The following is a 23,929-nucleotide window of genomic DNA, read 5'->3' as shown; positions in this document are numbered from 1 at the left end:
GCCCGGGCAGCAGACGGCCGTGACCGGAAACGACTCATCCGCTACGAACCGTACGAGCCATCCGCACGAGCCGGAGTCACAGCCCGCGGTGCGCGCCGAGACCCGCTGGCCGATGGCCGGAGCGGTCATCGCTTCGGCGGTGCTGACCTTGCTCTTGCCCGACGACTTGCGCTTGGGACCCCGATGGGCGCTCCCCCTCGCGGAAGGCCTCCTCCTGGTGGCGCTGATCTCGGGCGACCCCGTTCGGATCAGCCGGCGCTCGGCGGCCTTGCGCGGGGTGTCGATCGCCCTGGTCAGCGTGATGGCGTGCGGCGCCATTTGGTCAACCATCCGGCTCATCGACGACCTCATCCACGGCGGGAGCGAGACCAACTCGGCCACGACCCTCCTGCTGGTCGGGGGCAGCGTCTGGGCCTCCACCGTCATCACGTTCTCCCTGCTGTACTTCGAACTGGACAGTGGCGGGCCGGCCGCCCGGGCCCACCACATGCCCGCCACTCCCGCACTCGCCTTTCCCCAACATCTCAGCCCCGAACTGAACGCCTCGCACTGGCGTCCCCGCTACATCGACTACCTCTACCTCGGATTCACCAATTCCACGGCCTTCAGCCCTACCGACGTCATGCCACTCACCCCCTGGGCCAAGAGCGTCATGACCCTCCAGTCCATCGTCTCGCTCGTCATCCTGGGACTGGTCATCGCCCGGGCCGTCAACGTCCTCGCCTGACGAACCGCCGAGCCTCCGCCCAGCGAGAGCGCCCCGGACAACGTCCGGGGCACTTCCCCTTCGTCCGGCGAGCACCGGGGTGAGGGCCGGGGCCGGGCAGGCAACGATGCGGACGGTCCGCACAAGGGCGAACGGCCCGACGGTGAGAAGCGGTGCGACGGCACCGGCTCCGTCGGCCTAGGCCTCGGGCCGGATGTTCCCTCCGCAGACCGATATCACCCGGTGCGCGGAGTCGGGGTACGCCAGCGGCCGTTGGTTCGGTCCGACCTGGGCATCGATGATCGGAGCGTGCTGGTCAACGAGGACGGCCTGGTCATCCCTCACCCCGCCAGGCGGTGACCCGGACGCCGACGGCATCGCGCCCATCGCCCAGCTGGAAAACCGCAACGGCACGACTCCCTCTCATCGTCGTCGAGTCCACGCGGGAGGACCGAAGGGAAGCACGCTCGAGGACCAGTCGCGGTCCGGAGTGAATTTCGGTTGGGACAACACCGTCGACGGCTACGGGACAATGGAGCGCTACCGGCCATCGACAAGCCCGGCGGAGACCACCACTTCTTTTACGAGGAGAAATAGGTGCCCACCAGCACGGACAACCTCTTCGAGCTCATTCGAAGCAGCGGCCTCGATGTGGACGCGGTCCAGGGCAACGAACCCGGTCCGTCGGTCGAAACCGCCTGGCGCGCGATGGCGGGTTTCGGCGTGGAGCCCGTTGCGTCCCTTCCCCTGAAGGGGGTGCTCTCAGGGGTCCACCAGCTGTGGCTCGACCATGCCCGTCAGGCCGGTGTGGTCGGCGAAGACGGGACGTTCCTCCTCACGGCGGTCGTGACCGACAGCTCTGCCGTCGGCTGGGTCCGTGTGCGCTTGACCGACACGGCCGACGTATCCCGCCTCGTCGATGACCAGGGGCGCATCGAATTCATCGCCCGCTCTTCGCACGGCGACCGCATCTGCGGTGTCACCGCAGAGGAGTACGACTACTGGGTAGTGAGCCTTGACCTCTGACGGGGCCGTGTCGCGGGCCACCGCTTGAGTGGCCACCTCCTCGCGGTTTGGGCCGATCGACTCAGCGTCCGCCTCCGTGCTGGACGGACACCTGCTGGGGACCGTCCAGTCCCGGCCGGCGGAGGAGAATCTGAGCCGGCTCAGCATGCGCGGAGCACGTCCGGCCGATCCTTCCCCAGATGTCGCCGCACTGCCGCGGATGCGCGCGGCCGCCGCCGACCGAGCCGTCGAGATCGACCGCCTGTTCCACTACGACGGCTACGCGACGGTCGGCGGCGAAGAAACCCCGGACCGCTAGACCGTGCCCTCATCCTTTCGAAACACGAGGACAGTCAGAGGCAATCGAGTGTCGCCTGAGTCAGAATGATCGCCATGACGACTTGAAGAGCACCGGGCGGCGGCCGGAAGTCCTGGCGCAAGAGAGGGAGCGGCTGGTCCGTCTTCGATGGTGACCGCTGGATCTGCGTTGTCTGCCACGAGCCTGTCCGCTCCTACCAGTACCGCTGCCATCCGCCCAAGTCCTCCAGCTTCGAGCGCTGCATCGGTTTGGCCTGGTGCTCGGGATGCCGGATCTACTCAGGCGACATGGTCCACGTTCCGCGCAAGCGGGTCCTGGTCGACGCACTCGCATCACTACCCGCCGATGACCGCGACCAGTTGCGCCGGACGGAGGCCGCGCTGATCGACTATCTCGACAGCCGCGGCCTCGGTCAGCTATAGGCCGAGCACCACGCTGAGCTGTCCCCAGGAGCAGGAGCTTTGGATCGAGAAGTAGTCAAAGATCTCATTGTGGTTGGTCGTTGACGTCCTCCACCGATCAGATCGTCACCCTGGGTTGTTCTGCTGCTGCAGATGTCCTGATCCGGACTGGTGGCGGGCCTTGCCGTCTCGGCCGTGACTCACGTCTGCCTCCGACCGAGCGCGCGTTGGTCCGAATCACGAGCTCGGGGCTGCGGGTGACGTCGGTGATGCCGAGTTCCTCGCGGAGTCCCCTATGCTCGCGCTGCGTTGATATGAGCAGTTCATTCAGGGGAGCGCGGAGCCGCATGACCGATGAGATCAAGTACGAGTACAAGACCGTGCGGACAGTTCGCGGCACCGACCGCTTGGTGATCTCGAAGATGCAGAAGGACGGCTGGGAGCTCGTGGAGCAGGCCCAGGGCAGGCTGCGCTCCACCCTCAACTTCCGTAGGCCGAAGAAGCCTCAGCCGTGGCTCCTGATCGGCACGGCGGCCGCCGTCCTCGTGATCCTGGCCATCATCATCGGCGCTGCCTCTGCACTCAGTGACGGAGGCGAGAAGAAGGGCGAGTCAGAAAAGGCGACGACCGCTGCGAGCGAAAAGCCTTCCGCTACGTCCACTCCGACTGCGGCCAAGTCGGCTGCCACTGAGGTGATCACACCTCAGAACAACCCGGAGTTCGCGGCGCTGCTGAAGGCGAACCCGTGCGACAAGGCGAACCTGGACTTCGCGAACAGACACAAGGGCCAGACGGTCGCGTTCGATGGGTCGATCGTAAACATGGCGCCCCATGGTGACTACGACACCCGCTACGACTTCCTCCTGGGCCCAGGCGACGAGGGACCGAACACGGGAGTCGGCCCGGCCTTCAAGTACGAGGACGTCAACGTCTTTGACCTGAAACTGACCGGCAAGAAGATCCCCACCACCGTCGGCGCAGGCAATAAGTTCCGCTTCGCCGCCGAGGTAGGCGAATTCAACACGGCCCAGTGCCTCTTCTTCCTCAACCCCGTGTCGACGGAAACCCGGTAGTCAAGATGGGCAGCCTCGTCATCACGGACCAGCGGGTCCGGCCATTCTCTCAGCGATGATCATCTCTAGATTCGCGAGTTCACGCTGCTGCGATCGTTTCGCTGAAGAACGTCACTGATCAGGCCTTCCAACAGACCGTGCTGCTGGTCTGCCACCCAGGCGGCGATCCGGATCTCCTCCCGCCCGGTGAGGAAACGCCCCTCCCGAACACCACCTACATGGACGCGCTTGCCTGGGTTCGGCCGCTCGGCAAGCTCACCGTCTTCGCCCGCCCGTACGCCTTCATCGGCCTCGACATCCTGGAACGCGCGCACACGGTCGGCCTTCGGGGATGGGACTGATCGTCGCGGACGAGGCGCACCGGGCCTCAGGCCTTCCCCCGACGGGTGCCGTCCTGGGCGACCCGGGCTCCCGGGATCACTACGACAGAACACCAGCATCGCCAACTCCTGCAACGAGCCGTCACGCACCCACGCATTCGGCCGCTGCCGAACGGGCCTCCAGCAGGTCATAGACGTCCCGCCACTCTCGACCGCTCGCACCTTCGGCCTTCCACCCGATGCCCCCACTGAATCCCCTCACCAGCCGGCATCACCAGCAAGCCAACTCTCCACCCTGACGAACTACACAGGCGCACCTCCCCTGCCTCGGAGCCGGGGCCGGGCGAATCACTCGCCCGAAGCCGGAGGCGCAAACGGCTGCTCCGGACTCCTCGTCGGCGCGGAACGCGCGGCCGGCTGGTGCGTCAGATCCGTACCTACCGGTTGTCCCAGTCGAGGCGGAGGACGGCGAGGTCGTCGGTGTGGCGTCCGGCGTTCAGGGCTTGGGTCTCCTTGATGAGGCGGTCGACGTGGGCGCCGGGGTCGGCCGGCGGAAGGCTGTTGATCAGGTCGAGGAGCCCTTCGGCGCCGAGGCGTTCGATGCCGGTGCCGCTGTAGCCCTCGGTGAGGCCGTCGGTGTAGACGGTCAGGGCTCCGGTGGCGGGCAGCGGGGCGACGGTGGCGGGCCAGGCGCCGAGATTCGGGGCGATGCCGAGAGCTATTCCGTGTTCCGCCGCTACCTCGCGGGTGCCTTCGGCGGTGGTGAGGAGGGGTTCGTGGTGGCCGGCGAGGTGGAGCGTGGCGGTGGAGGCCCGCTGGTCGAGGGTGAGGAGGGTGCAGGTCGCGAACAGCGGCAGGTTGCCGCGCTCGGCGATCAGGATGCGCTCCATCAGGTGCAGGAGGTCGGCGCCGCGGTGTCCGGCCAGGATGAGGGCGCGCCAGGCGATGCGGAGGCAGACACCGACGGCCGCGGCGTCGGGGCCGTGTCCGCTGACGTCGCCGACGACCGCGTGCAGTCTCCCGTCGTCGCCTTCGACGACGTCGACGAAGTCGCCGCCGAGGAGGGCGCGTTCGGAGCCGGGCAGGTACCGGTTGGTCACGGTGACGGTGGAGGTGTCGAGGATGGGCTGGGGCAGCAGGCCCCGTTCCAGTCGTGCGTTCTCCGCGACGCGCAGTCGGGCCTTCTCCGCCTCGACGGCCACGCGTTCGGTCCGGCTGCGGTAGACGGCGTAGCGGATCGTGCGGTGCAGCAGTTCGGCTTCGACCCTGCCCTTGACGAGGTAGTCCTGGGCGCCGGCGGCCATGGCCTCGGAACCCGCCTGCTTCTCCGACAGCCCGGTCAGGACGATGACCGCGGTGTGCGGGGCGAGCTCGCGGACGGCCGCGATGGCGCCGGTGCCGGATACGTCGGGCAGGTGCAGGTCGAGCAGGATGCAGTCGACCTCGCTCCCGGCGATCACGGCACGGGCGTGCGCGAGGGTGGTGCGCGTGGTCAGCTCGAACCTCAGCCCCGTGTCGTGGAGGATCTCCTCGACCAGGAGGGCGTCCGCGGGGTCGTCCTCGATGAGCAGGATGCGGTACAGCGGGTCCGGCGGTGGTCCGGCGGGGCTGTTGGTGGCGGGTGTGGTCATGCTGAGGGCTCCGCGCCGTCCCGGACGGCCTCCGGCATCGTGAAGATGTCCGTGGCCCTGGGGGGCTCGTCGGCGAGGGTGAAGGTGATTCGGGCGCCGTCGCGGTGGTCGGGGTCGATGGCGATGGTGCCGCCGTGGAACTCGACGATCTTCTTGCACATCGCCAGGCCGATCCCGCTGCCGGAGTACGCGTCCTTGGTGTGGAGCCGCTGGAAGATCACGAAGACCTTCTCGGCGTACTCGGGGGCGATGCCGATGCCGTTGTCGGTGACCGCGAACCGCCAGAGGTCGCCCTCGCGCTCGGCCGAGATGTGGACCTTGGGCGTCTGGCCGGGACGATGGAACTTGATCGCGTTGCCGATGAGGTTCTGCCAGAGCATGCCCATCTGGGTGGGGTCGGCGACCAGGGGCGGCAGCGGGTCGTGCGTGATCTCCGCACCGGACTCCTCGATGCTGACGCTGAGGGAGGACAAGGTCCGGTTCAGCACCGTCTCCAGCTCGATGCTCTGGAGCTCGTGGTGGACGCGGCCGACGCGGGAGAAGTCGAGGAGGTCGTTGATGAGCGTCTGCATGCGGTTCGCGCCGTCGACCGCGTAGTCGATGTACTGATCGGCACGCTGGTCGAGCTGTCCGCCGTAGCGGCGCTGGAGGAGCTGCGTGAAGCTGGAGACCTTCCGCAGGGGCTCTTGCAGGTCGTGGGAGGCGACGTACGCGAACTGCTCCAGCTCGGCGTTCGAGCGCTGCAGGTCGGCCGCCTGCGCGTCCAGGCGCTGGCGGGCCTCCTCGGTGAACGCCAGCTCGCGTACGAGGCGGCGGCGCATGAAGTCGATCTCGCTGCTGAGGCGGCGCAGGTCGGCGGGGCCGGTGGAGGTGATGGGGTGCTCGAAGGTGCCGTTGGCGATGATGCGGGCGTCCGCGCCGAGCTGCTCCAGGGGGCGGGTGATGCCGCGGCGCAGCCCTTCGAAGACCAGCACGGTGAGGGCGGCGATGACCAGGGCGATCGCGGTGAACACCCAGTTCCGCAGGACCATCGTGTCCGAGAGGTCTTGAACTGCCCGGGCCCGGTCCGCGCGCAGGCGATCTTGCTGGCTGGACAGGGCGGCGCGGATGGCGTCGAAGGTTTCCTTGCCTTCCGCGGCGCGCTCGGCGGTCAGGGGAGAGGCCGTTCCGGCGGGTGAGGAGGCGATCGGCCCGGCGATCCGCTCGTGCCAGGTCTCCACCGCGTCCTGCACGGCTGTCAGGTCTCGCAGCCGGGCCGCGTCCCCCTGGAGCAGCCTGGTCAGGGTCTCGGTGTGCGTCGCCTGATCGGTGAGGCCCTGCTGGTAGGGGGCCAGGAAGTCGGGGGTCCCGGTGAGGCCGTAGCCGCGGATGCCGGTCTCCTGGTTCAGGAGCGCCGATTCCAGACGGAAGGACGTGCTCAGGGCCGGGGACTTCGTGTTGACGAGGGTGTCGCTGATCGACTCCGTCCGCCCCAGGACCCAGGCGCCCATCACTCCGAGCAGGGTGAGGACGGTCAGCGACACCGCCACCCCGGCGCGCAGCCACCGCCGCGTCGTCCAGGTGGAAAAGCGCCTTGTCCGCGCTTTTGTGTTCCCGCTCATGCCGTCCGCCCTGCCCTCCGCCGATACGCCGCCCGCGCGAGAGGCGGCCGGAGATACTGTAAAGGGTGTTCGACAACGCTGGTTGTCGCGGGGGCGGATCTGCCCCTAAGGTGCGAGGTATGCCTGGCAAGAACTTCGCACTGCGGACCACCCCCGAAGAGACGGCAGCGGTCGCGGACGCGGCAGTCGGCCAGCTAGCCAGACGACTCGCCCAGCAACTCTTGGAAGAAGCCCCGCCCGCGCCGGCGGGGGATCCGGCGCCGGCCCTGTCCCTGCTGCACCTGCTGGACCAGCTCCAGCAGGCCGCCGAACGCCTCCAGCGGGTCGCGGCCGTGGCCGCCGCCCGCGCGGGCGCCGGCTACCCGCAGATCGGTTCCGCCTGCGGCATGACCCGCCAGGGCGCGCGGCGCCGCTGGCCGGGGCTTTTCCAGCACTCCGACGAAGCACCCATGGAGCATCCGATGATGACCACCCCCGCCCGGCCCTTCGACGTCCTCCTCGTCGAGGACGACATGGCCGATGCCATGCTCATCGAGGAAGCCCTCTCCGAACGCGGCACCCGCAACCTGGTCCAGGTCACCGACGGACTCGCCGCCCTCGAACACCTGCGCGCGCCCGGGAGCGTGCGCCCCGACCTGATCGTCCTGGACCTGAACATGCCCCGGATGAACGGCCGCGACCTCCTCAAGGTCCTCAAGACCGACGAGGACCTCCAGACGATCCCCGTGGTCGTCCTCACCACCTCGACCGCGCCCGACGACGTCGCCGGCGCCTACACCAGCCACGCCAACGCCTACGTGGCCAAGCCCGTCAATCTGGAAGAGTTCGAGAAGGCCGTCCAGAGCATCGATGCCTTCTACCTCGACACCGCCATCCACCCGCCCCGCACCTGACCGCCTTCGGGCCGGCCCGCGACGGAAACGACAGCAGCCGGGAGAGGCCGAGAGCAGCCGGGACCGCCCCCGAGCGGTCCCGGCTCCCCGATTGCCGGGCCGGTCAGTTCTGGTTGAGCGGCAGGGCGATGTCGGTGACCTGCTGGCGGGCCGGGAACGAGCCCAGGCCGGTGGCCTTGCCGGTCAGGACGTTGATCTCGTAGAGGCCGTAGCCCCTACCGGCGTCGATCGTCGCGAAGCCCTTGTTGGTGCCGGCCCTCGGGTTGTAGTAGATGTCGAAACCGGCGTCCGGGGCCGCGTTGACGCCCAGGTTCCCCGTCGGGGCGAGCGTGCCGGCGTTGGCCGGGGACTGGAGCGAGATCCGGTCGGCCGTCGTGTCGAGGTCGAACAGCGAGGTTGCCGTCGCCGCGTTCAGGTCGTTGTTGGTGTAGGCGGCATCGGTGACGCCCGTCGCGATCGACGGCGGCGTGGTGGGGTTCGTCAGCGTGCCGTCGACGGTGGTCACGAGCGGCGCGGTGGCGTCGTCGATGTTGTGGCGCAGGTTCTGGCCCGTGTCGGAGATGACCCTCAGCCGGTTGGCGGCCGGGTTGAAGTCGATACCGAACTGGACGCCGGAGAGCGCGACGCTGAGCTGGGAGACCTTGGTCGCCTGGGCGTTGGCAGTGCCGAGCGTGTAGATGCCGCCCTGGTCGCCGACGCCGTACAGCTTCCCGTTCTGCACGCGGAAGTCGATCCCGATGAGCTTGGTGTCGCCGAGCAGGCCGGACACCTGCCCGATCGAGGAGGTCCTGGCGGGCCGGTCGACGTCGAACTTCACCAGCCGCTGGTCGACCGTCAGCCCGACGGCGCGAAGGTCCAGGGCCGGAAGGATCCGGTCCGGGGGGTCGGTGTCGGCGCCCGCAGCCGCCCCGGCGGGTGCGGTGCAGAGTGCGGCGAGGACGGCGGAGGCGGCGAGGACAGTGATGCCAGTACGCATGTTCACCCTTCACGGAAGTACGGCTCGTGACCCGGCCCACCCTGCGGGCAGGGCCACCGGTACTTCGGCACCGGTCCGCAGCAGGACCGTTCCGGCTGCCCAACACCACCCCAACAGCCCACCTGCATCTCATCTGAGTCAACGCCAGGACGATGGCCCTGAGGGCTGAGATCGCCATCGCGCGCTGCGAGGGTGAGCGGTAGCCGGGTTCAGGCGGTGGTGAAGCGGCTGCTCGCTGCGCCGCGGAGGCGACCGCTGGGAAGCCGGCGGCCGAAGGCGAGCAGGAGGAGGTCCTGCGCTGCGCCGTGCACGGGAGAGCCGGAGCCGTACGACCAGTCCAGGTCCTCGGCGCACAGCCGTACTCCGGAGATGTCGGCGCCGAAGAACCTCAGGCCGCTCGGCCGGATCGCGCCCAGCAGCAGGCGCAGCCGGTCCTCGGGAACACGCCGGCCGAGGCCGAGAGCGACGGTGATGTCCAGTCCGTGCACGGTGTCGTGGCCCAGCGCCGCCGGGAACCCTCCGATCGGTGGCGTCCAGGGGTGGTGCGCACCGCCCCGCAGGAACGCGGCGAGCTCGCTGGTGGAATGGGCAGCCGCGTCCCTGCGCGCGACGCGGTCGGTCATCCGGTGCAGGCTGCCCCGCGCCCTGGCCAGTTCTCCCATCGTCGCCGGCAGGGAGAGCCGGAACCCCAGGGACATGTGGGCCGCGACCTCACGGACCCGCCACCCCGCGCAGAGGCTCGGCCTGTCCCACTGATCGGCCCGCAGGGTATCGAGGAGGTCGGCCAGCTCCCGGCGTTCCGCCGCGATCCACGCCCTGAGCTCGGCATTCCTGCCCGTTCGAGATGTCGGGTTCTCCATACGATCAAGCCTGCGGCCAGCCGAGACATAACTCCAATAGAGAGATGCGCTGCGATCTAGAATCACTGGTTATGGAGCTCCGCCAGCTGCGCTACTTCGTCACCGTCGTCGAGGAAGGCGGTTTCACCCGCGCCGCCGCCCGGCTGCATCTGTCCCAGCCCGGCCTCAGCGCCCAGATCGGCCAGTTGGAGAAGGAGCTCGGGCAGCCCTTGCTCGACCGGTCCAACCGGTCGGTGACCGCGACCGAGGTGGGCCGGGCCGTCCTGCCCTACGCGCGGGCCGCACTGGCCGCCGCTGACGCGGTGCGACAGACCGTGGACGAGCACACCGGACTGCTGCGCGGCCGGGTCACCCTCGGGCTGGTCTCCGGTGCCACGAGCCGCGCTTTCGACATCGCCTCGTTCCTCGCGGACTTCCACGGCGCCCATCCGGCGCTGGAGATCGCGCTCACCGAAGACACCTCGGCGCGGATGCAGGCCGCGCTCCTGTCCGGAGAGATCGACATCGCCCTCCTCGGGCCCACCTGGGAAGCGCCCCCGCCCGGCATCTCCTACCGCACGGTCATCGACGCTCCGCTCGTCGCCGCCGTCACGTCCGACGATCCCCTCCTCACCCCCGCGGACCGCTCCAGCGTGCCCCTGGCAGATCTGAGGGGCCGTCCGCTGATCTGCCTGCCGCGCGGAACCGGAGTTCGCGCGGCCCTGGAACGCGCCTGCGCACAGGCCGGATTCCGCCCCCACGTCGCGTTCGAGGCGGCGGCCCCCCACGTCCTCGCGCAACTCGCCGCCCGAGGCCTGGGCGTCGCCGTACTGCCCCTCGGCGAGGATGACTCGGACTTGGACGGCGCGCTGCGCACCCTGCGGATCGTCGAACCCGGGGTGCGTGCCCGTATCGTCCTCGCCTGGCCGGCCACCGGACCCGCGAGCCCGGCGGCCCAGGCGTTCCTCGACCGCTTGCGCGCGGCCCTGCCGAAGGCTGGTGAGGGGCCGAGGTGATCGCGTCTGTACGGGCCGTACCCCGTGAGAACGCGGGCCGCGAAGCCGTCCGGCCGCTCCTCACCGCGCATGGCGCCCCGGACGTGGAGAATCGCACTCACACCCTGCTGACCTGCATCGACGGGCTGGTCTTCGACCGACTGGTGAGCGGCGGCGAAGTATCGCGCGAGGCCCTCGAAGGCCTGGTCGCCGCCGCCCTGCGGTGCCTCCGGCTCAGCGGCAGAGTCGGGCCACCTGCTCCAGTTCGTCCGCCAGCAGTGCCGGGTCGCGGGGGCCGATGTGCGGGGCGGCCAGTGACCGTACGCGGAAGCGGTTGTCCGGGGTCGTCTCGTCAGCTTCCCGGATCATCAGGTCCTGGAGGGCGGGCGGGAGGGCCCGGTCTTCGGTGAACCGCACGAACGTGCGCGGGATCCGGCCCCACTTGTGGGGCAGGCCGCGGCCGTCGGAGGCTCCGAGCGCGGCCGACTCGTCGGGTTCGAGGATGTTGAGCAGGGTCCTGACCTCGGAGTCGGAGCAGTCGGCGGCCATCGCCTCCTTGGCGATCCGGAAGAAGTCCGGGTCGTTGCTGCGCCAGTTGACGCGGGTGACTCCGAGTTCCGCAGGGGTCGGGACGGGGGTCATCCTGAAGATGTGGCTCGCGGCTGCTTCCTGGGTCGCCATCAGCTCGTTCATCGAGGCCCGCTTCGCCGGGCAGAAGGCGGAGACGTACACCAGGTGTGAGATCAGCTCGGGTACCAGGTCGGCCGTCGCGTTGAGGGTGACGCCGCCGAGGCTCTGGCCGGCCAGGACCACCGGGCCGTTGCGATGGGCCCGCCGCACGACCGCGGCCACGTGCGCGGCGCAGTCCGCCAGGGTCGTCCCGGCGATCGGGGAGGGTTCCGTACGCAGCCGCGCCAGGTCCTGCGGCGCCTGGTAGGAGAGCGGGAAGTAGGCGCCGGGGCCGTGGCCGGGCAGGTCGACCGCGACCGCACGGTGCCCGCGCAGTCCCAGTTCGGCCACCACCGGAGACCAGCCGTAGGCATTGCTGCCCGCGCCGTGGATCAGGACGAAAGTGACCGCGGGATCGACCGCATTCATTAAGTTACTCATGAGTAGATTCTATGTCCGCGGCCGCTCGGGGTCGATGCGCCTCCGCCCCTCGCTTGACGCGGCGCGGAACCAACGGGAGCCGGGGCGCGTCATTGAACACGTTCAGTGATCATCTTCTGGGGGTTCTGATGTCCACACGCCGCGCAAAGATCGCGATCTGGCTCTCGGCCGGAGCGGTGGTGACCGTGCTGGCGTCCGCCGGCTGGTGGCTGTACCAGGCCACACCCGCCGCCCCTGAGGGCGGGGACGACAGCGCCGACTACCTGCGGGGCGGGATCCGCTTCGAGGAGCACGGCTCCGCGCACGTACACGTCTCCGGAGGTACGTCGAACTGACCCCGCGAACCGACTTCCCGAGAGGACCCGACATCTGATGTCCATATGGCCTTCGATCGTTGCCGTACTCGGCACCCTCGCCGGCGCCCTGACCGCCGGACTCCTCCAACACCGTTCGGCACGCGCCGCACGCACCGAGGCGCGCAACGAGAGCCACCGCCAGGACCAGCTCAGCGCCGTCACCGACTTCGCTGCCGCCCTCGACGCCCACCGCTCGGCGATGTTCCATCGGGAACGCCTGGCCCTGACGGGGCGGGCACCGAGCACCAGTTGGAGGCCGAGACGAGGTCTCACGACACCCGGGCGGCGATCACCGCACCCCACATTCGCCTTCAGGTCCTGGTCCCCGAACTCGCCGGCCCCGCCCGGCAGGCCGCAGATGCCACCTACGCGCTGCGCAGGGCCACCGACCGGACCGAGCTGGACGCCCGGCGGCATACGGCCAAGGAGGCATCCTTCGCCTTCGTCGCCGCGGCCGCCACGCTGCTGAGCCCCGGCAACCGCTGACCAACTCCCGCTCGGCACCCGGTAGACGTCGTGCGGCGGGGCACGGCGCCCGGAGGGGTGCCTGGCCGTCAGCCGTCAGCCGTCAGCCGCCGGCCGCCGGCGGGGGCGGCCGGGCGCCGTCCGCGGGCCAGGGCGCTGGGCCACCAGCTGCGCGGGCCGATGTCGATCACCAGCGCCGGCACCAGGAGGGAGCGTACGACGAGGGTGTCGAGGAGGACACCGAAGGCCACGATGAAGGCGATCTGCACGAGGAAGGCGAGGGGGATGACCATGAGCGCCGCGAACGTGGCCGCGAGCACCACACCGGCCGAGGTGATGACGCCGCCCGTCGTGGTCAGGCCGCGCAGGACCCCCTGACGGACCCCGTGGACGAGGGACTCCTCCCGGACGCGGGACATCAGGAAGATGTTGTAGTCGACGCCGAGCGCCACGAGGAAGACGAATCCGTAGAGGGGAACGGAGGCGTCCGTGCCGCTGAAGCCCAGCAGGTGCTCGAAGACGAGCGCGGAAACGCCCAGAGTGGCCAGGAAGTTCAGTGCGACGGTGGCCACGAGCAGCACCGGGATCAGGAGCGACCGCAGGAGCATGACGAGGATGAGCAGGATGATGCCGAGGACGACGGGGACGATGACCGTACGGTCGCGGGCCGCGGTCCGTTCGGTGTCGTACCGCTGGGCGGTGTAGCCCCCGACGATCGCGTCCGCGTCCCGTACGGCGTGAAGGCGCGTGCGCAGTTCGGCGACCGTGTTCTTCGCGGCGTCGCTGTCGGCGGCGGCTTCGAGGGTGGCGTCGATGCGGATGCGGCCGTCGATGACCCGGGGCCGGCCGCCGCCCGGCCGTCCCGAAGAGGTGACGGGTGCCGCCGAGGCGACCCCGTCCGTGGCCGTGGCGGCGGCCTGCACCTCGGATGCTCGGGCGGCGTTCGCGATGATCACCGCGGGCTGGCCGGATCCGCCGGGGAAGTGCCGTGCGAGGGCTTCCTGCGCGGTGACGGAGGGGGCGTCCTTGACGAAGATCTCGTCCAGGGGGACGCCCTTGGACGACAGGCTCGGAGAGAACGCGGCCAGGACGAGCAGGAGCAGCGTCGTCGATGCCCAGACCCGGCGCGGAGCCCGGTCGATGACGGAGGCGATGCGCCGCCACACCCGGTGGCCTTCCGCCGTGGCGTCGCCGGGCTTGGGCGTGGCGGGCCAGAACGCGGCCCGGCCGATCAGGGCGAGGACGGCGGGCAGGAAGGTGAGGGTGGCCAGGACGGAGCAGACGATGCCGATCGCTCCGACCGGACCGAGGGCCCTGTTGTTGGTGAGGTCGCTGGCGAGCAGGGCGAGCAGGCCCAGGGCCACGGTCGCGCCGCTGGCGATGATCGCGCCCGCCGAGCGCCGGACGGCGGCGACCGCGGCGGCCGTGCGGTCGCCGCGCGCGGCGAGTTCCTCCCGGAACCGTGCGGCCAGCAGCAGTGCGTAGTCGGTCGACGCGCCGATGACCAGGATGGACAGGATGCCCTGGACCTGGCCGTCGACCCGCACGATGCCGCGGTCGGCCAGGGCGTAGACGACGGCGCAGGCCAGACCGAGGGCGAACACCGCACTGATGATGATCACGAGTGGCAGCAGCAGGCTCCGGTAGACCAGCAGCAGGATCAGCAGGACGGCTCCGAGCGCCACGCCCAGCAGGATCCCGTCGATGCCCGAGAAGGCGTCCGCGAGGTCCGCCTGGGTGGCCGCCGGTCCGGCGATCTGCGCGCTCAGACCGGCTACGGAGTCTGCCGCCGCGCGTACCTCGGCGAGCACGGCCGGCAACTCGTCGCCCAGGTCCGGGGCGAGCGGGGCCACCGCCTGGAGGGCCTGGCCGTCCCGCGATCGCAGGGCGGGCGACGGCGGTTCGCTGATGCCCCTCCGCCCGGCCAGGGAGGCAACGGCGCGGGTGGCCTCCTCCTGCTGCGCGGTGGTGACGTCCCCGCCGTCCCGCGCCTGCCAGACGATGATCGCGGGCACCGACTCGGACCGCTCGAAGGCCCTTCGCGCCTCAAGGACCCTGGTGGATTCCGCGCTCTGGGGCAGGAACGCGGCCTGGTCGTTCGTCGCGACTTCACCGAGCTTTCCCGCGTAGGGGCCGAGCGCCCCGCCGATCCCCAGCCAGATCACCAGGAGGACCACGGGCACCAGCCATCGGATCCACCACGACGAGCTCTTCACCGGCACGTCCCTCCCTTAACTCAAGCATCAAGTATCTCAATCGTCGAGAGATCATATGCTGGGGGGATGCGCAGCGCCGACACACCCCCGCCCGTACTTCCGTGTGACGACCCGATCGGGTTGCAGTCGTTCGCCGTGCTGCTGCGGGCGATGAACGCGGAGTTCAACCGGATCGCCCAGGAGTTCGCGCACGCCCAGGGTCTGCACCCGACCGACGTGCAGGCGCTGATCGCCGTGCTGGACGCCGACCGCGATCAGGAGGGCGGCCCCATGACCCCGGGAAGGCTCGGCGCCCGCATGAACCTCACCTCGGGCGCGGTGACGGCCTGCCTGGACCGGCTGGAGCGGACGGGCCACATCCGCAGGGTCAGGGATTCGGGCGACCGGCGCGTGGTGCACATCCACTACGCCCAGGCCGGCCGCGAGGCCGCACGCGAATACTTCCGGCCGCTCGCCAGGTCCACCGACGCGGCACGCGCGCTCTTCAAGGCGGACGAACTGCACGTCGTGGTGCGGTTCCTGAGCGAAATGAACGACCAGCTCGCCCGCGAACGCCGCTGAGGACATCCGTCCGTCCGCCCCACCCGGCGGTGTTCCCCGAGCGAACCGTCGCCGGGGGCGAGGAGCTGGTCAGGTCAGTCGAATTCCGGGGTCCCCGTTACGTCCCCGCGGGTGCGGATGCGGTAGCGGATCTCGACCCCTTCGGGTCCCTGAGCGCGGATCGCTCCCCACGGGAGGGTCTGAGCGGTCTTGAGCGTGGTGAAGTTCGGGTCCTCGACCACTTGGATGGACACCCCGTTCACCTTGCGGGTGAGGCTGAGTACGTCGCGCGGTTCACGGATCTCGACCGAGGATTTGTGGCCGACCGCCACGTGCAGTACCACCAGGCCGTTCTGCCCGATGACCTCGCTCCTGTCCCGAACGGCCACGACACCACCTCATCCGCTGGGGGCGCACCCGCCATTGGCGTGCGCAGACTCCACTGCGTCGGCGATCTTAGCCTCCGCACCCGGGAGCGTCGGGGAGGCCACGCCCGGGTGACGCGCCGATTCCCGGGAGGGCCCGACCGGCCTCGGCGGGTCAGCGGGCGAGGGAGACGGCGAAGGGCGCGAAGCCGTTCCGGCGCAGGACGTGGGGGACGACCAGGATCATGGCCTCGGTGGCGCGGGCGGTGGTGATGTCGCCGAGATCCTCGATCCATGCGGGCTGCCAGCCCAGGTCGCCGAGCAGGCCGGTGACGGTCTTCTTCGCGTTCTCGTCGTCGCCGGAGACGTAGGCGGTCGGTGGGGTGGCCAGGGTCTCGGGAGCGGTCATGACCATGAACAGCATGGTGTTGAGGGTTTTGACCACATGGGTGTCGGGGAGAGCGGCCTGGAGCTTCTCGGCGAGGCTGCTGCCGGGGTAGCAGAGGTCGCCGGGCAGGCCGTCATCGGTGTCGCGGGTGGCGTTGGAGACGTCGATGAGGATCTTTCCGGAGAGCTCGGTGCGCAGGTCGGTGAGGCGTTCCAGGGCGCTGTCGCCGGGGGTCGCGTTGATGACGATGTCCGCGGTGCGGGCGGTGGTGCGCTGGTCGGCGAAGGTGATCCGCGGGGCGGGAGGGGTGGTGGTGTCTTCCGGGCTCCGGCCGCCGAGGGTGACGTGGTGTCCGGCCGCGGAGAGCTTGCGAGCGAGGTTGGTGCCGACGCGGCCGGCGCCCAGGATGCCGATGTTGGTCATGCGGTGATGCTCCTTGCGGTATCAGGGTGGGAAGAGCGGGGGGCGTCCGGTCAGACGGTCGGTGACAGGACCTTGAGGGCGGCGGCGTGGATGCCGGGGGCGGCGGCCAGGAAGTCGCGGCTACCCGTGGTCCAGGGTTCGCCCGCCAGGTCGGTGACGGTGCCTCCGGCCTCGGAGACCAGCAGGGCGCCGGCGACCAGGCCGGAGCGGACGTCGGAGAACTGCCAGAAGGCGTCCATGCGTCCGGCGGCGACGTGGATGAGCTGCATCGTGGCGGGAACGGAGACCCGTACGACCAAGCCGTTGATCAGCATGGCGGTGACGGAGTCACCGATCCGCCGGAAGGTGCGCTCGTCCTCGCCGGGCTTGGCCTGGCCGGTGCCGATGAGCGCGGCGCCCAGGTCCGTCTTGGCGGACACCTTCAGAGGCCGGTCGTTGAGGTGGGCACCGCCTCCGGCGACGGCGGTGTAGGTGTCGCCGGTCAGCGGCAGGTGGACGACGGTGAGCACCGGCTGGTTGTCGCGGACGAGGGTGGCGGTGACGGCCCAGTCGTCCATGCCGTGCACGTGGTTGATGTTGCCCTCGGCGGGGTCGACGACCCACCACTCCCCGGCCGGGAGCGGTCCGCCGGCCAGTTCGTCCTCGGCCCACTGCGATCCGGGCCGGGCCCGCAGCAGCGGTGCGCGCAGCACGTCCAGCACCGCGTCGTCGTTGGCGTGGATCTCCTCGACGATCCCGCTCATGCTCATGCCCCGGGCGTGCGGGGTGTAGCGGTCGCGCAGCGTAACGCCGGCGGCCTTCACGGCAGTTGTGACATCGGACAGGAGCGTCGCGTCGGCGTGGAAAGGCATGGTCGTGGTCATGGTGGGCTCCCTGGAGTCGATGGGTGCGAGGTGGTGTTTCTCGCCCCCGCACTTCGAAGGTAGGCCGCCCGACCATTAACAACAAGTGCATGCTTGTCACTTGTGGAGTTACTGGCATGCAACTGGATTTGAATCTGCTCACAGCCCTGGACGCGCTACGGGAAGAGGGCAGCGTCGCCGCCTCCGGACCCACCGCCGCGTTCGCTCTGCAACTCGCCCTCGGCAGCGACCTGGTGGTCACCGTCCCCGACGTGGTCACCCGCACGGCCCGGGACCAACACGGAAACCATCCAGGCACTCTTCGCACCGCCCGGCGACCTCGGCGACCTCGGGTGCCGGAACGAGGGAGTCGACGTCGGCGCGGTGTCGGCCTAGCGCGGCGTGGCGGGCAGCGGCGTTCCCCCCTCGGCGTGGCCGCTCTCCGCCGTCGTCAGAATCGCGCCCGCGACGATGCCGAAAAGGCGATCGGCGCGCGGTGCGAGCGAGGGTTGATCGCCGAGCCAAGCGAGCATGGCCACCAGCGCGAACACATCGGCGCCGTCGATGTCGCTCCGCGCCCTGCCCGCTTCCTGGGCCCGAGCGAGCAGTCGCGCACCGGCGGCGCGCAGGGTGACGCACGAAGCATGGAGCGCGGATTCGGTGTCCTCGATGGCGGCCGCCATCAGCACGGTCACGCCCCGGTACTCGGTCGTCCACACGACGCAGTCGTGCAGCCACCGCACGAGGGCGTCTTCGGGAGAACTCGACGTCTCAAGCTCGCGCGCCCTGCCCGTCAGCTCGTCGAAGCTCGTGCGGAGCAGGGCTTCGAGCAGCGCCTCGCGCGTCGGGAAGTGCCGCAGCAGCGTCGCCAGCCCGACCTCGGCCCTGCGCGCGACGTCGCGCAGCGACACCTCGACGCCCTGTTCGGCGATGGCGGCGCCCGCTACTGCGAGCAGGTGGTCGCGGTTCTTCCTGGCATCGGCCCGCATCTGTCACACCTTGACTATCCGGATCAGTGGTCCATATATTCGGATCAGCGATCCACTTATATGGATCGCCGATCCGGATAAGCGTATCCCGCGACACGGACAGGAGAGAACGATGACGACGCGCACCATGGCGGCGATCCGGCTGCACACCTTCGGCGGCCCTGAAGTCCTGCGTTACGAGAGGGTGCCGGTTCCCGAACCGGGACCGGGTGAGGTGCTCGTCCGCGTGCACGCGGCCGGCATCAACCCTCCCGACTGGTACGCCCGCGAGGGAATGCCCGACGTACCTCCCGAGCTGAGGCCCCCGTTCCGCCTTCCCCTGACTCCGGGGACCGACATCTCAGGCGTCGTGGAAGAGCTCGGCGCCGACACCAACGGCTTCTCGGTCGGAGACGAGGTGATCGGCCTCCTGCGCTTCCCCACCGCCCTCCAAGGCAACGCGTACGCCGAGTACGTCACCGCACCGGCGACCGACCTCGCCCGCAAGCCGGCCACCGTCGACCACGCGCACGCCGCCGCCCTGCCCATGTCCGGGCTGACGGCGTGGCAGTTCTTGATCGAACTCGGGCACGACCACCCCTCGCCGTTCCAGGAAGCCCGGCACCGCCCGATGGCGATCGACAGCGGGACCACGGTGCTCGTCAACGGCGCCGCCGGCGGCGTGGGGCACCTCGCTCTTCAGCTGGCCAAGTGGAAGGGGGCCCGGGTCATCGCCGTGGCCTCCGGTGCCCACGAGACGTTCCTGCGCGAACTCGGCGCGGATGAGTTCATCGACTACACCAAGGAACGGCCCGAGGAAGTCGCCCGTGACGTCGATCTCGTCCTGGACACAGTAGGAGGTCCCCACAGCAGGCGCTTCCTGCGGTCCGTGAAGCGCGGCGGGTCCCTCTACCCCGTGTACTTCGGCGAGTTCGACGACAGGGAGAACGCGGAGCTGGGCATCACCGTCACGGGCACCCAGGTCCGGTCGAACGGCGCTCAGCTTGCCGACTTGGGGCGCTTGCTCGACACGGGCGCGGTGCGTGTCGCACTCGACAGCACGTTCCCGCTCGCGGACGCCCGCGCGGCGCACGAACGCGCCGCCCGAGGGCACATCCGAGGCAAGATCGTGCTCACCGTCGCGTAACGGCACGCCGTCAGTGGCTCCCGGCCTGTGCGTCGAAGGCTTCGCGTGCGCGTGCGATGGCGGGCATGTTCTCCGAGGCCCACGCCAGTAGCACGTCCACCGGAGGCCGAAGGGTCTTGCCGAGCGGTGTGATCCGGTACCTGATCGCCACCGGGCGGGTGGAGACCACCTCGCGCTCGATCACGCCGTTTCGTTCCAGTCGTCTCAGCGTCGCGGTCAATGACTTCTGCGTGACCTGCGGGACGGCCCGGCGCAGTTCGTTGAAGCGGCACGGGCGTTCGCACAGCTCGTTGAGGACGCTGAGCGACCACTTGTCGAGGATCTGGTCCAGCAGTTCGCGGTGCGGGAGGTCGATGCGGAATTCGTCGTCGGTATCCATGGCGAAACCTGGTCTCGTTGAAGTGTCCTTCTTCCACTAAGTAGCTTACGAATACCTAGTTCGAAGGAGGAACAGCCATGACTGTTCAGCACTTCACGCCGGAAGGCATGCTGCAGCCGGTTCCGTACCACCACGTGGCCGTCGGCACCGGGACGAAGCACGTCCACGTCAGCGGGCAGATCGCGCGCCGGGCCGACGGAACTCCGGTCGCGCCCGGCGATCTGGCCGGTCAGGTCGCCCAGGCGCTGCGCAACACCTCCGTCGGACTGTCGGGCGCGGGCGCGTCGTTCGCGGACGTGCTGCGCCTGACGTTCTACGTGACCCGGTGGAGCCCGGAGAAGATCGGCGACCTGATGGCCGGTGTGGAGGCCGTCGCCGATGAGATCGGGCTCCGGCTCCCCATGCCACCGGCTTCCCTCATCGGTGTCGACTACCTCTTCGAGCCGGACGTGCTCGTCGAGGTCGAGGCGACCGCGCTGCTCGACTGATGCCCGGGGCGCACGGGCGTCGCGGGCCGCCCCCTGCTCCGGCGGGCGGGGGGGCGTGCTCGGTGAGACCGGACGAATCAGCCGTGGCCGCATCCGTCCGCGCCCCTCGGGCCGAAGGAATCGAGTACGGAAGGCCTCCCCGTCCGGAGCGGAGGCGGGCTGACGCGGTGAGGAGGGTCGATGGTGGGTGGTCTCGGTTGGCAGGTGGCGGCCGACGGCGGCCGGCCGGAGGGGCGGGCCTGCGCGCACCTCGCGCTCCTGGCGCCCTCCGCGATGTCCTCGCCCGCCCGGCCGGCCGGCTGCCCGGACTGTCTGGCGCGCGGATGGAGCTGGGTGCGGCTGCGCCGGTGCGTGACGTGCGGACGCGTCGGATGCTGCGACAGCTCTCGGGGCGCGCACGCCCACGACCACCACGTGCGGAGCGGGCATCCGGTCGTGCTCTCGCTGGATCCCGGCGAGGACTGGGCCTGGTGCTTCGCCGACGAGGTCTTCCTGGTCCGCTCCGGCGAAAGCGGTTCGGGGACTTCACGGCGGCAGCCGTGCTAACCGCGGAGGGTGGTCGCCGCGGACGGCAGCGTGGCGGCGACTTCGTCCGCCAGCCGCTCGAACTCGGGCCTCAAGAAGGGTGCGGCCAGCCGCGCCACCCCCTTGAACCGCAAGGACGCCGTGTAGGTGAGGAGCGTGGTCGTGGCCGACCGGGCCTGGAAGGTCAGGTCATCGGTGGCCGTGACGGTCTTGTTCTCACCGACGAACAAGAGCCGGGCCGGCTCCCGGGACGCGAGCCGGTAGCGCAGGTCGCTGGTCCGGCCGCGGAAACGAGAGGTGTTCCGCCACTCGGTTCCCTGGTGCACCGGCCCTTCGCCGACCTGCACGCAGCGCACCGTTCCCGGGTCCCATTCCTCGGTTCGCGTGAAGTCCTCCAGGTAGGCGACCAAGTCGTTGAGGGGAAGTCCGACGAGAATGTCCCGCTGCACCGTGATCACGACAGCTGCCCCTTACCGGCCCGTCAGGCCGAATCGAGATTCCACCGACCTACTGCCTTCTCTCCGGGAGGGCCGCGCGGATGCACCACCGGAGCCGGGCCACGTGAAGAGCGGGAGACGACGTCATGAGCGGAACATCAGGCGCAGAGGGCCGTGTGCGGAGGGAATCGGTGTGGGACTATCCGCGTCCGCCCCGGATCGAACCCGACACGCGCCACGTGGTGGTACGGGATCGGGGCGTGGCACTGGCCGACTCCCACCGTTGTCTCAGGGTGCTGGAGACCAGTCACCCGCCGGTGTTCTACATTCCGGCCGCGGACGTACGCGTCGAGCTGCTGTCCGACTCCGGGCGCCGCAGTGCGTGCGAGTGGAAGGGCATGGCCGCCTACTGGACCTTGCGAGGGCCGGCAGACCACCCTCCCGTGCCCGATGCCGCCTGGAGCTACGAAGCGCCGGGACCGGGATACGAGGCTCTCACCGGGCACCTGGCCTTCTACCCCGACCGGGTGGAGGTGTGCACGGTTGACGGGGAGCGGGTGCGCGCCCAGCCGGGCGGGTTCTACGGCGGCTGGATCACGGACGAGATCGAGGGCCCCTTCAAGGGCGGGTCCGGCACCTTGGGCTGGTGATCGGGGCTCGTCCCGCATCCGGCAACGCCGTGGCCCCCGAAGAAGGGGTGGGGGCGGGCTCACCGAAAGGAGCGTGGTCATGGGCGAGTCGGGCCGGCGGATGCTTGTGGTCGGAGCCGGCGGCGCGGTCGGTGGAGTGGCCGCCCGGCAGCTGGCGGGACACGGAGCGCAAGTCGCGCTCGCCGGACGGAACCGGGGCCGGCTGGAGGAACGGGCCGAGGCGCTCGGAGGGCGGCCGTGGCGTGTGTTCGACGCCTATGACCTCGACCGGTGCGCCGGTCTGGCCGGGTGGGCGCGGGACGCGCTGGGGGGTCTCGACGCCGTCGTGGTGGCGGTCGGCGTGGCGGGCTTCGGTCCGGCCACGGAGGTATCGATCCCCGCGTGCGAGCATCTGTTCACCGTCAACGCGCTGGCCCCGATCACGGTGGCGCGCGGCGCCCTTGAGGTCCTCGACGCGGGTGGTGCGGCCGTCGTGGTGACCGGGGAGATCGTGGACCGGCCGGCCCTCGGGATGGCCGACTACGCGGCGGCGAAGACGGCTCTGGCCACCTGGCTGGGGGTCGCCGGGCGTGAGGCCCGCCGCCGGCACATCACCGTCACCGACGCGCGCCTGCCGCATCTGGACACGGGGTTCGCCCAGCGCCCGGTGGTGGGCCGTGCCCCGGCCTTCGGGCCGGGCGGCGACCCGGAGGAGGCGGTGTCACGACTCGTGGTCGCACCGGCCCTGGCCGCCCACGCCGGGCGGCGTGACCCGGACTCCGTCCGGGTCACGCCCTAGCCCGCACGCTCGGCTCGCTTCGTAGGCTGGTGACATGCCTGACACGCCTTACCGCATCACCACAGGGGCGGTGGCCCGGCGTCTGGGGGTCTCCCCCACCACGCTGCGGTCCTGGGACCGCCGGTACGGGATCGGGCCCTCGGTGCGCGAAGGCGGCCGGCACCGGCGTTGGGCGCCCGAGGACATCGCGATGCTGGAGGAGATGTGCCGGCTGACCACCTCTGGGGTGCCCCCGGCGGAGGCGGCCGGCACGGCCCTTGCCCGGGCCGGGCGCCCTCCTGGCTCCGCTGCCGCGCCCCTGGCCACCGCTGGGACACCGCAGCCCACCGCCGGTGCGCGGCGAGGCCGCGGTCCGGGGTCGGGCAACGGTCTGCCGCTCGGTGGGGTCCGCCAGGAATTCCGGGGTCTGGCCCGCGCGGCGGTGCGGCTGGACGGCCCGGTTCTGGACGAGCTCCTCGCGGACCTGGTGGCCACGCACGGGCTGGTGACGGCCTGGGAAGAGGTCATGGCACCCACCCTGCACGCGGTGGGCCGCAAGTGGGAGTCCTCGGACGACCGCTACGTGGAGGTGGAACACCTGCTGTCCTGGCACATCTCCACGGCCCTGCGGCGGATCACCGGCAGCGCCCCGCCCGCTGAGGCGGCGCCGGTGTTGCTGTCCTGTGCTCCGGGTGAGCCGCACACGCTTCCCCTCGAAGCCCTCGCGGCCTGCCTCACCGAGCGCGGACTGCCGATGCGGATGCTGGGCGCGGCCGTTCCGGCCGAAGCGCTGAACGCGGCGGTGCGGCGGCTGGGCCCGTCAGCTGTGGTCCTGTGGTCGCAGTCCCGCCACACCGCGAGCCATGCCGTGGCCCGCCTCGTCGCGAACACCGGCTTCGGGATCAAGGGGGCCCGTACCCATCCGCTCGTGGTGCTGGCCGGCCCCGGCTGGGGAAAGCGCACGGCCGCACCGGGCATGCTCTGTCCGGCCAGCCTGAGCGAGGCGCTGGACGTCCTCACCCGGCATTGCGCCCTCGCGTCCGCTTCGTTGACCGCTCCGGACCAGGCCGGCGGCTGACCTCGTTCGCCGCTGTGCGGACACCGCCTCGCGAGG

Annotated in this window: 29 protein-coding genes and 1 pseudogene; 18 read left to right on the top strand and 12 right to left on the bottom strand. The window is 70.3% G+C overall.

The features are described 5' to 3' along the window. Positions 1–19: 19 nt before the first annotated feature. The 6 genes from EES41_RS35045 to EES41_RS43935 all read left to right on the top strand — a co-directional run bounded on the left by EES41_RS35045 (position 20) and on the right by EES41_RS43935 (position 3,845). A complete protein-coding gene (locus EES41_RS35045; protein ID WP_123081901.1) occupies positions 20–727 on the top strand; it encodes a DUF1345 domain-containing protein in 708 nt (235 codons plus the stop codon). Positions 728–1,303: 576 nt separating this feature from the next. Further along, positions 1,304–1,732, top strand: a complete 429-nt coding sequence (locus tag EES41_RS35035; protein ID WP_123081899.1) for a hypothetical protein — start codon at positions 1,304–1,306, stop codon at positions 1,730–1,732. 76 nt (positions 1,733–1,808) lie between these two features. Next, positions 1,809–2,030 (top strand): hypothetical protein, encoded by a 222-nt coding sequence (locus EES41_RS35030; RefSeq protein ID WP_164496031.1) that lies wholly within the window; start codon positions 1,809–1,811, stop codon positions 2,028–2,030. 287 nt (positions 2,031–2,317) lie between these two features. Further along, entirely contained in the window at positions 2,318–2,452 is a 135-nt protein-coding gene (locus tag EES41_RS43940; RefSeq protein WP_302186183.1) for a hypothetical protein, read from the top strand. A 326-nt stretch (positions 2,453–2,778) separates the two neighbouring features. Then, positions 2,779–3,504, top strand: a complete 726-nt coding sequence (locus EES41_RS35025) for a DUF4839 domain-containing protein (RefSeq protein WP_123081897.1) — start codon at positions 2,779–2,781, stop codon at positions 3,502–3,504. A gap of 218 nt (positions 3,505–3,722) precedes the next feature. Then, positions 3,723–3,845 carry a hypothetical protein gene (locus tag EES41_RS43935; RefSeq protein ID WP_302186182.1) on the top strand — a complete coding sequence of 41 codons (123 nt, stop codon included), beginning with the start codon at positions 3,723–3,725 and terminating at the stop codon, positions 3,843–3,845. 416 nt (positions 3,846–4,261) lie between these two features. Here the strand turns inward: EES41_RS43935 and EES41_RS35015 are convergent, their stop codons facing one another. Together EES41_RS35015 and EES41_RS35010 are read right to left on the bottom strand one after the other, a co-directional pair. Further along, the gene (locus tag EES41_RS35015) at positions 4,262–5,455 is read right to left on the bottom strand and encodes a PP2C family protein-serine/threonine phosphatase (RefSeq protein WP_123081895.1); all 1,194 of its coding nucleotides are present in this window, start codon (positions 5,453–5,455) and stop codon (positions 4,262–4,264) included. Then, a complete protein-coding gene (locus EES41_RS35010; RefSeq protein ID WP_123081894.1) occupies positions 5,452–7,056 on the bottom strand; it encodes a CHASE3 domain-containing protein in 1,605 nt (534 codons plus the stop codon). Before EES41_RS35010 ends, EES41_RS35015 begins: the two co-directional genes overlap by 4 nt. A gap of 119 nt (positions 7,057–7,175) precedes the next feature. On the opposite strand from EES41_RS35010, the gene EES41_RS35005 reads away from it, so the two are divergent. Further along, positions 7,176–7,949 carry a response regulator gene (locus tag EES41_RS35005; RefSeq protein WP_174261779.1) on the top strand — a complete coding sequence of 258 codons (774 nt, stop codon included), beginning with the start codon at positions 7,176–7,178 and terminating at the stop codon, positions 7,947–7,949. A 103-nt stretch (positions 7,950–8,052) separates the two neighbouring features. Here EES41_RS35005 and EES41_RS35000 read toward each other — a convergent pair whose 3' ends face one another. Together EES41_RS35000 and EES41_RS34995 are read right to left on the bottom strand one after the other, a co-directional pair. Next, positions 8,053–8,925, bottom strand: coding sequence for a DUF4394 domain-containing protein (locus EES41_RS35000; RefSeq protein ID WP_123081893.1), 873 nt, complete (start codon positions 8,923–8,925; stop codon positions 8,053–8,055). A 209-nt stretch (positions 8,926–9,134) separates the two neighbouring features. Next, on the bottom strand, positions 9,135–9,785 hold the full coding sequence (locus EES41_RS34995) for a maleylpyruvate isomerase family mycothiol-dependent enzyme (protein WP_123081892.1): 651 nt from the start codon (positions 9,783–9,785) through the stop codon (positions 9,135–9,137). Positions 9,786–9,856: 71 nt separating this feature from the next. Here EES41_RS34995 and EES41_RS34990 point away from each other — a divergent pair, with 71 nt between their 5' ends. Together EES41_RS34990 and EES41_RS43345 are read left to right on the top strand one after the other, a co-directional pair. Further along, entirely contained in the window at positions 9,857–10,780 is a 924-nt protein-coding gene (locus EES41_RS34990) for a LysR family transcriptional regulator (protein ID WP_123081891.1), read from the top strand. A 17-nt stretch (positions 10,781–10,797) separates the two neighbouring features. Then, positions 10,798–10,983 (top strand): annotated as a pseudogene (locus tag EES41_RS43345) (TetR family transcriptional regulator); the annotation flags it as partial. Positions 10,984–10,993: 10 nt separating this feature from the next. On the opposite strand, the gene EES41_RS34980 reads toward EES41_RS43345, so the two are convergent. Further along, positions 10,994–11,869, bottom strand: a complete 876-nt coding sequence (locus EES41_RS34980; RefSeq protein WP_123081890.1) for an alpha/beta fold hydrolase — start codon at positions 11,867–11,869, stop codon at positions 10,994–10,996. Between the two features lie 128 nt (positions 11,870–11,997). Here EES41_RS34980 and EES41_RS34975 point away from each other — a divergent pair, with 128 nt between their 5' ends. Both EES41_RS34975 and EES41_RS34970 read left to right on the top strand, forming a co-directional pair. Then, on the top strand, positions 11,998–12,204 hold the full coding sequence (locus EES41_RS34975) for a hypothetical protein (protein ID WP_123081889.1): 207 nt from the start codon (positions 11,998–12,000) through the stop codon (positions 12,202–12,204). A gap of 270 nt (positions 12,205–12,474) precedes the next feature. Further along, a complete protein-coding gene (locus tag EES41_RS34970) occupies positions 12,475–12,711 on the top strand; it encodes a hypothetical protein (RefSeq protein WP_123081888.1) in 237 nt (78 codons plus the stop codon). 68 nt (positions 12,712–12,779) lie between these two features. Here the strand turns inward: EES41_RS34970 and EES41_RS34965 are convergent, their stop codons facing one another. Further along, entirely contained in the window at positions 12,780–14,906 is a 2,127-nt protein-coding gene (locus tag EES41_RS34965; protein WP_123082893.1) for an MMPL family transporter, read from the bottom strand. 66 nt (positions 14,907–14,972) lie between these two features. Between EES41_RS34965 and EES41_RS34960 the strand changes: the two genes are divergently transcribed. Further along, positions 14,973–15,467, top strand: a complete 495-nt coding sequence (locus tag EES41_RS34960) for a MarR family winged helix-turn-helix transcriptional regulator (protein ID WP_123081887.1) — start codon at positions 14,973–14,975, stop codon at positions 15,465–15,467. 74 nt (positions 15,468–15,541) lie between these two features. On the opposite strand, the gene EES41_RS34955 is transcribed toward EES41_RS34960, so the two are convergent. The 4 genes from EES41_RS34955 to EES41_RS34935 form a co-directional block, all read right to left on the bottom strand. Continuing rightward, positions 15,542–15,835, bottom strand: a complete 294-nt coding sequence (locus EES41_RS34955) for a hypothetical protein (protein ID WP_123081886.1) — start codon at positions 15,833–15,835, stop codon at positions 15,542–15,544. Between the two features lie 151 nt (positions 15,836–15,986). Beyond that, a complete protein-coding gene (locus EES41_RS34950) occupies positions 15,987–16,622 on the bottom strand; it encodes an NADPH-dependent F420 reductase (RefSeq protein ID WP_123081885.1) in 636 nt (211 codons plus the stop codon). Between the two features lie 50 nt (positions 16,623–16,672). Beyond that, positions 16,673–17,485, bottom strand: coding sequence for an inositol monophosphatase family protein (locus tag EES41_RS34945; protein WP_123081884.1), 813 nt, complete (start codon positions 17,483–17,485; stop codon positions 16,673–16,675). Positions 17,486–17,856: 371 nt separating this feature from the next. After that, positions 17,857–18,453 carry a TetR/AcrR family transcriptional regulator gene (locus EES41_RS34935; RefSeq protein WP_123081883.1) on the bottom strand — a complete coding sequence of 199 codons (597 nt, stop codon included), beginning with the start codon at positions 18,451–18,453 and terminating at the stop codon, positions 17,857–17,859. Between the two features lie 112 nt (positions 18,454–18,565). On the opposite strand from EES41_RS34935, the gene EES41_RS34930 reads away from it, so the two are divergent. Further along, positions 18,566–19,579 carry an NADP-dependent oxidoreductase gene (locus EES41_RS34930; protein WP_174261778.1) on the top strand — a complete coding sequence of 338 codons (1,014 nt, stop codon included), beginning with the start codon at positions 18,566–18,568 and terminating at the stop codon, positions 19,577–19,579. A 10-nt stretch (positions 19,580–19,589) separates the two neighbouring features. Here EES41_RS34930 and EES41_RS34925 read toward each other — a convergent pair whose 3' ends face one another. Further along, the gene (locus EES41_RS34925; protein ID WP_123081882.1) at positions 19,590–19,958 is read right to left on the bottom strand and encodes a helix-turn-helix domain-containing protein; all 369 of its coding nucleotides are present in this window, start codon (positions 19,956–19,958) and stop codon (positions 19,590–19,592) included. 77 nt (positions 19,959–20,035) lie between these two features. Here EES41_RS34925 and EES41_RS34920 point away from each other — a divergent pair, with 77 nt between their 5' ends. Together EES41_RS34920 and EES41_RS34915 are read left to right on the top strand one after the other, a co-directional pair. Further along, a complete protein-coding gene (locus tag EES41_RS34920; RefSeq protein WP_123081881.1) occupies positions 20,036–20,446 on the top strand; it encodes a RidA family protein in 411 nt (136 codons plus the stop codon). Positions 20,447–20,626: 180 nt separating this feature from the next. Next, positions 20,627–20,992, top strand: a complete 366-nt coding sequence (locus EES41_RS34915; RefSeq protein WP_254211688.1) for a UBP-type zinc finger domain-containing protein — start codon at positions 20,627–20,629, stop codon at positions 20,990–20,992. Here the strand turns inward: EES41_RS34915 and EES41_RS34910 are convergent. Next, positions 20,989–21,429 carry an SRPBCC family protein gene (locus EES41_RS34910; protein WP_123081880.1) on the bottom strand — a complete coding sequence of 147 codons (441 nt, stop codon included), beginning with the start codon at positions 21,427–21,429 and terminating at the stop codon, positions 20,989–20,991. The two genes, EES41_RS34915 and EES41_RS34910, sit on opposite strands and share 4 nt — an antisense overlap. 125 nt (positions 21,430–21,554) lie before the next feature. Here EES41_RS34910 and EES41_RS34905 point away from each other — a divergent pair, with 125 nt between their 5' ends. The 3 genes from EES41_RS34905 (at position 21,555) to EES41_RS34895 (ending at position 23,893) form a co-directional block, all read left to right on the top strand. Further along, entirely contained in the window at positions 21,555–22,058 is a 504-nt protein-coding gene (locus tag EES41_RS34905) for a DUF427 domain-containing protein (protein ID WP_123081879.1), read from the top strand. 79 nt (positions 22,059–22,137) lie between these two features. Continuing rightward, complete coding sequence (locus EES41_RS34900; RefSeq protein ID WP_123081878.1) at positions 22,138–22,836, top strand: SDR family NAD(P)-dependent oxidoreductase; 699 nt, start codon at positions 22,138–22,140, stop codon at positions 22,834–22,836. Positions 22,837–22,870: 34 nt separating this feature from the next. Continuing rightward, positions 22,871–23,893, top strand: a complete 1,023-nt coding sequence (locus tag EES41_RS34895) for a MerR family transcriptional regulator (protein ID WP_123081877.1) — start codon at positions 22,871–22,873, stop codon at positions 23,891–23,893. Positions 23,894–23,929 lie beyond the last annotated feature (36 nt).

This window comes from Streptomyces sp. ADI95-16, from assembly GCF_003721495.1.
Lineage (GTDB): Bacteria > Actinomycetota > Actinomycetes > Streptomycetales > Streptomycetaceae > Streptomyces > Streptomyces goshikiensis.
The sequence above is the reverse complement of the archived record's forward strand: the minus strand, read 5'-3'. Positions and strand labels throughout refer to the sequence as shown.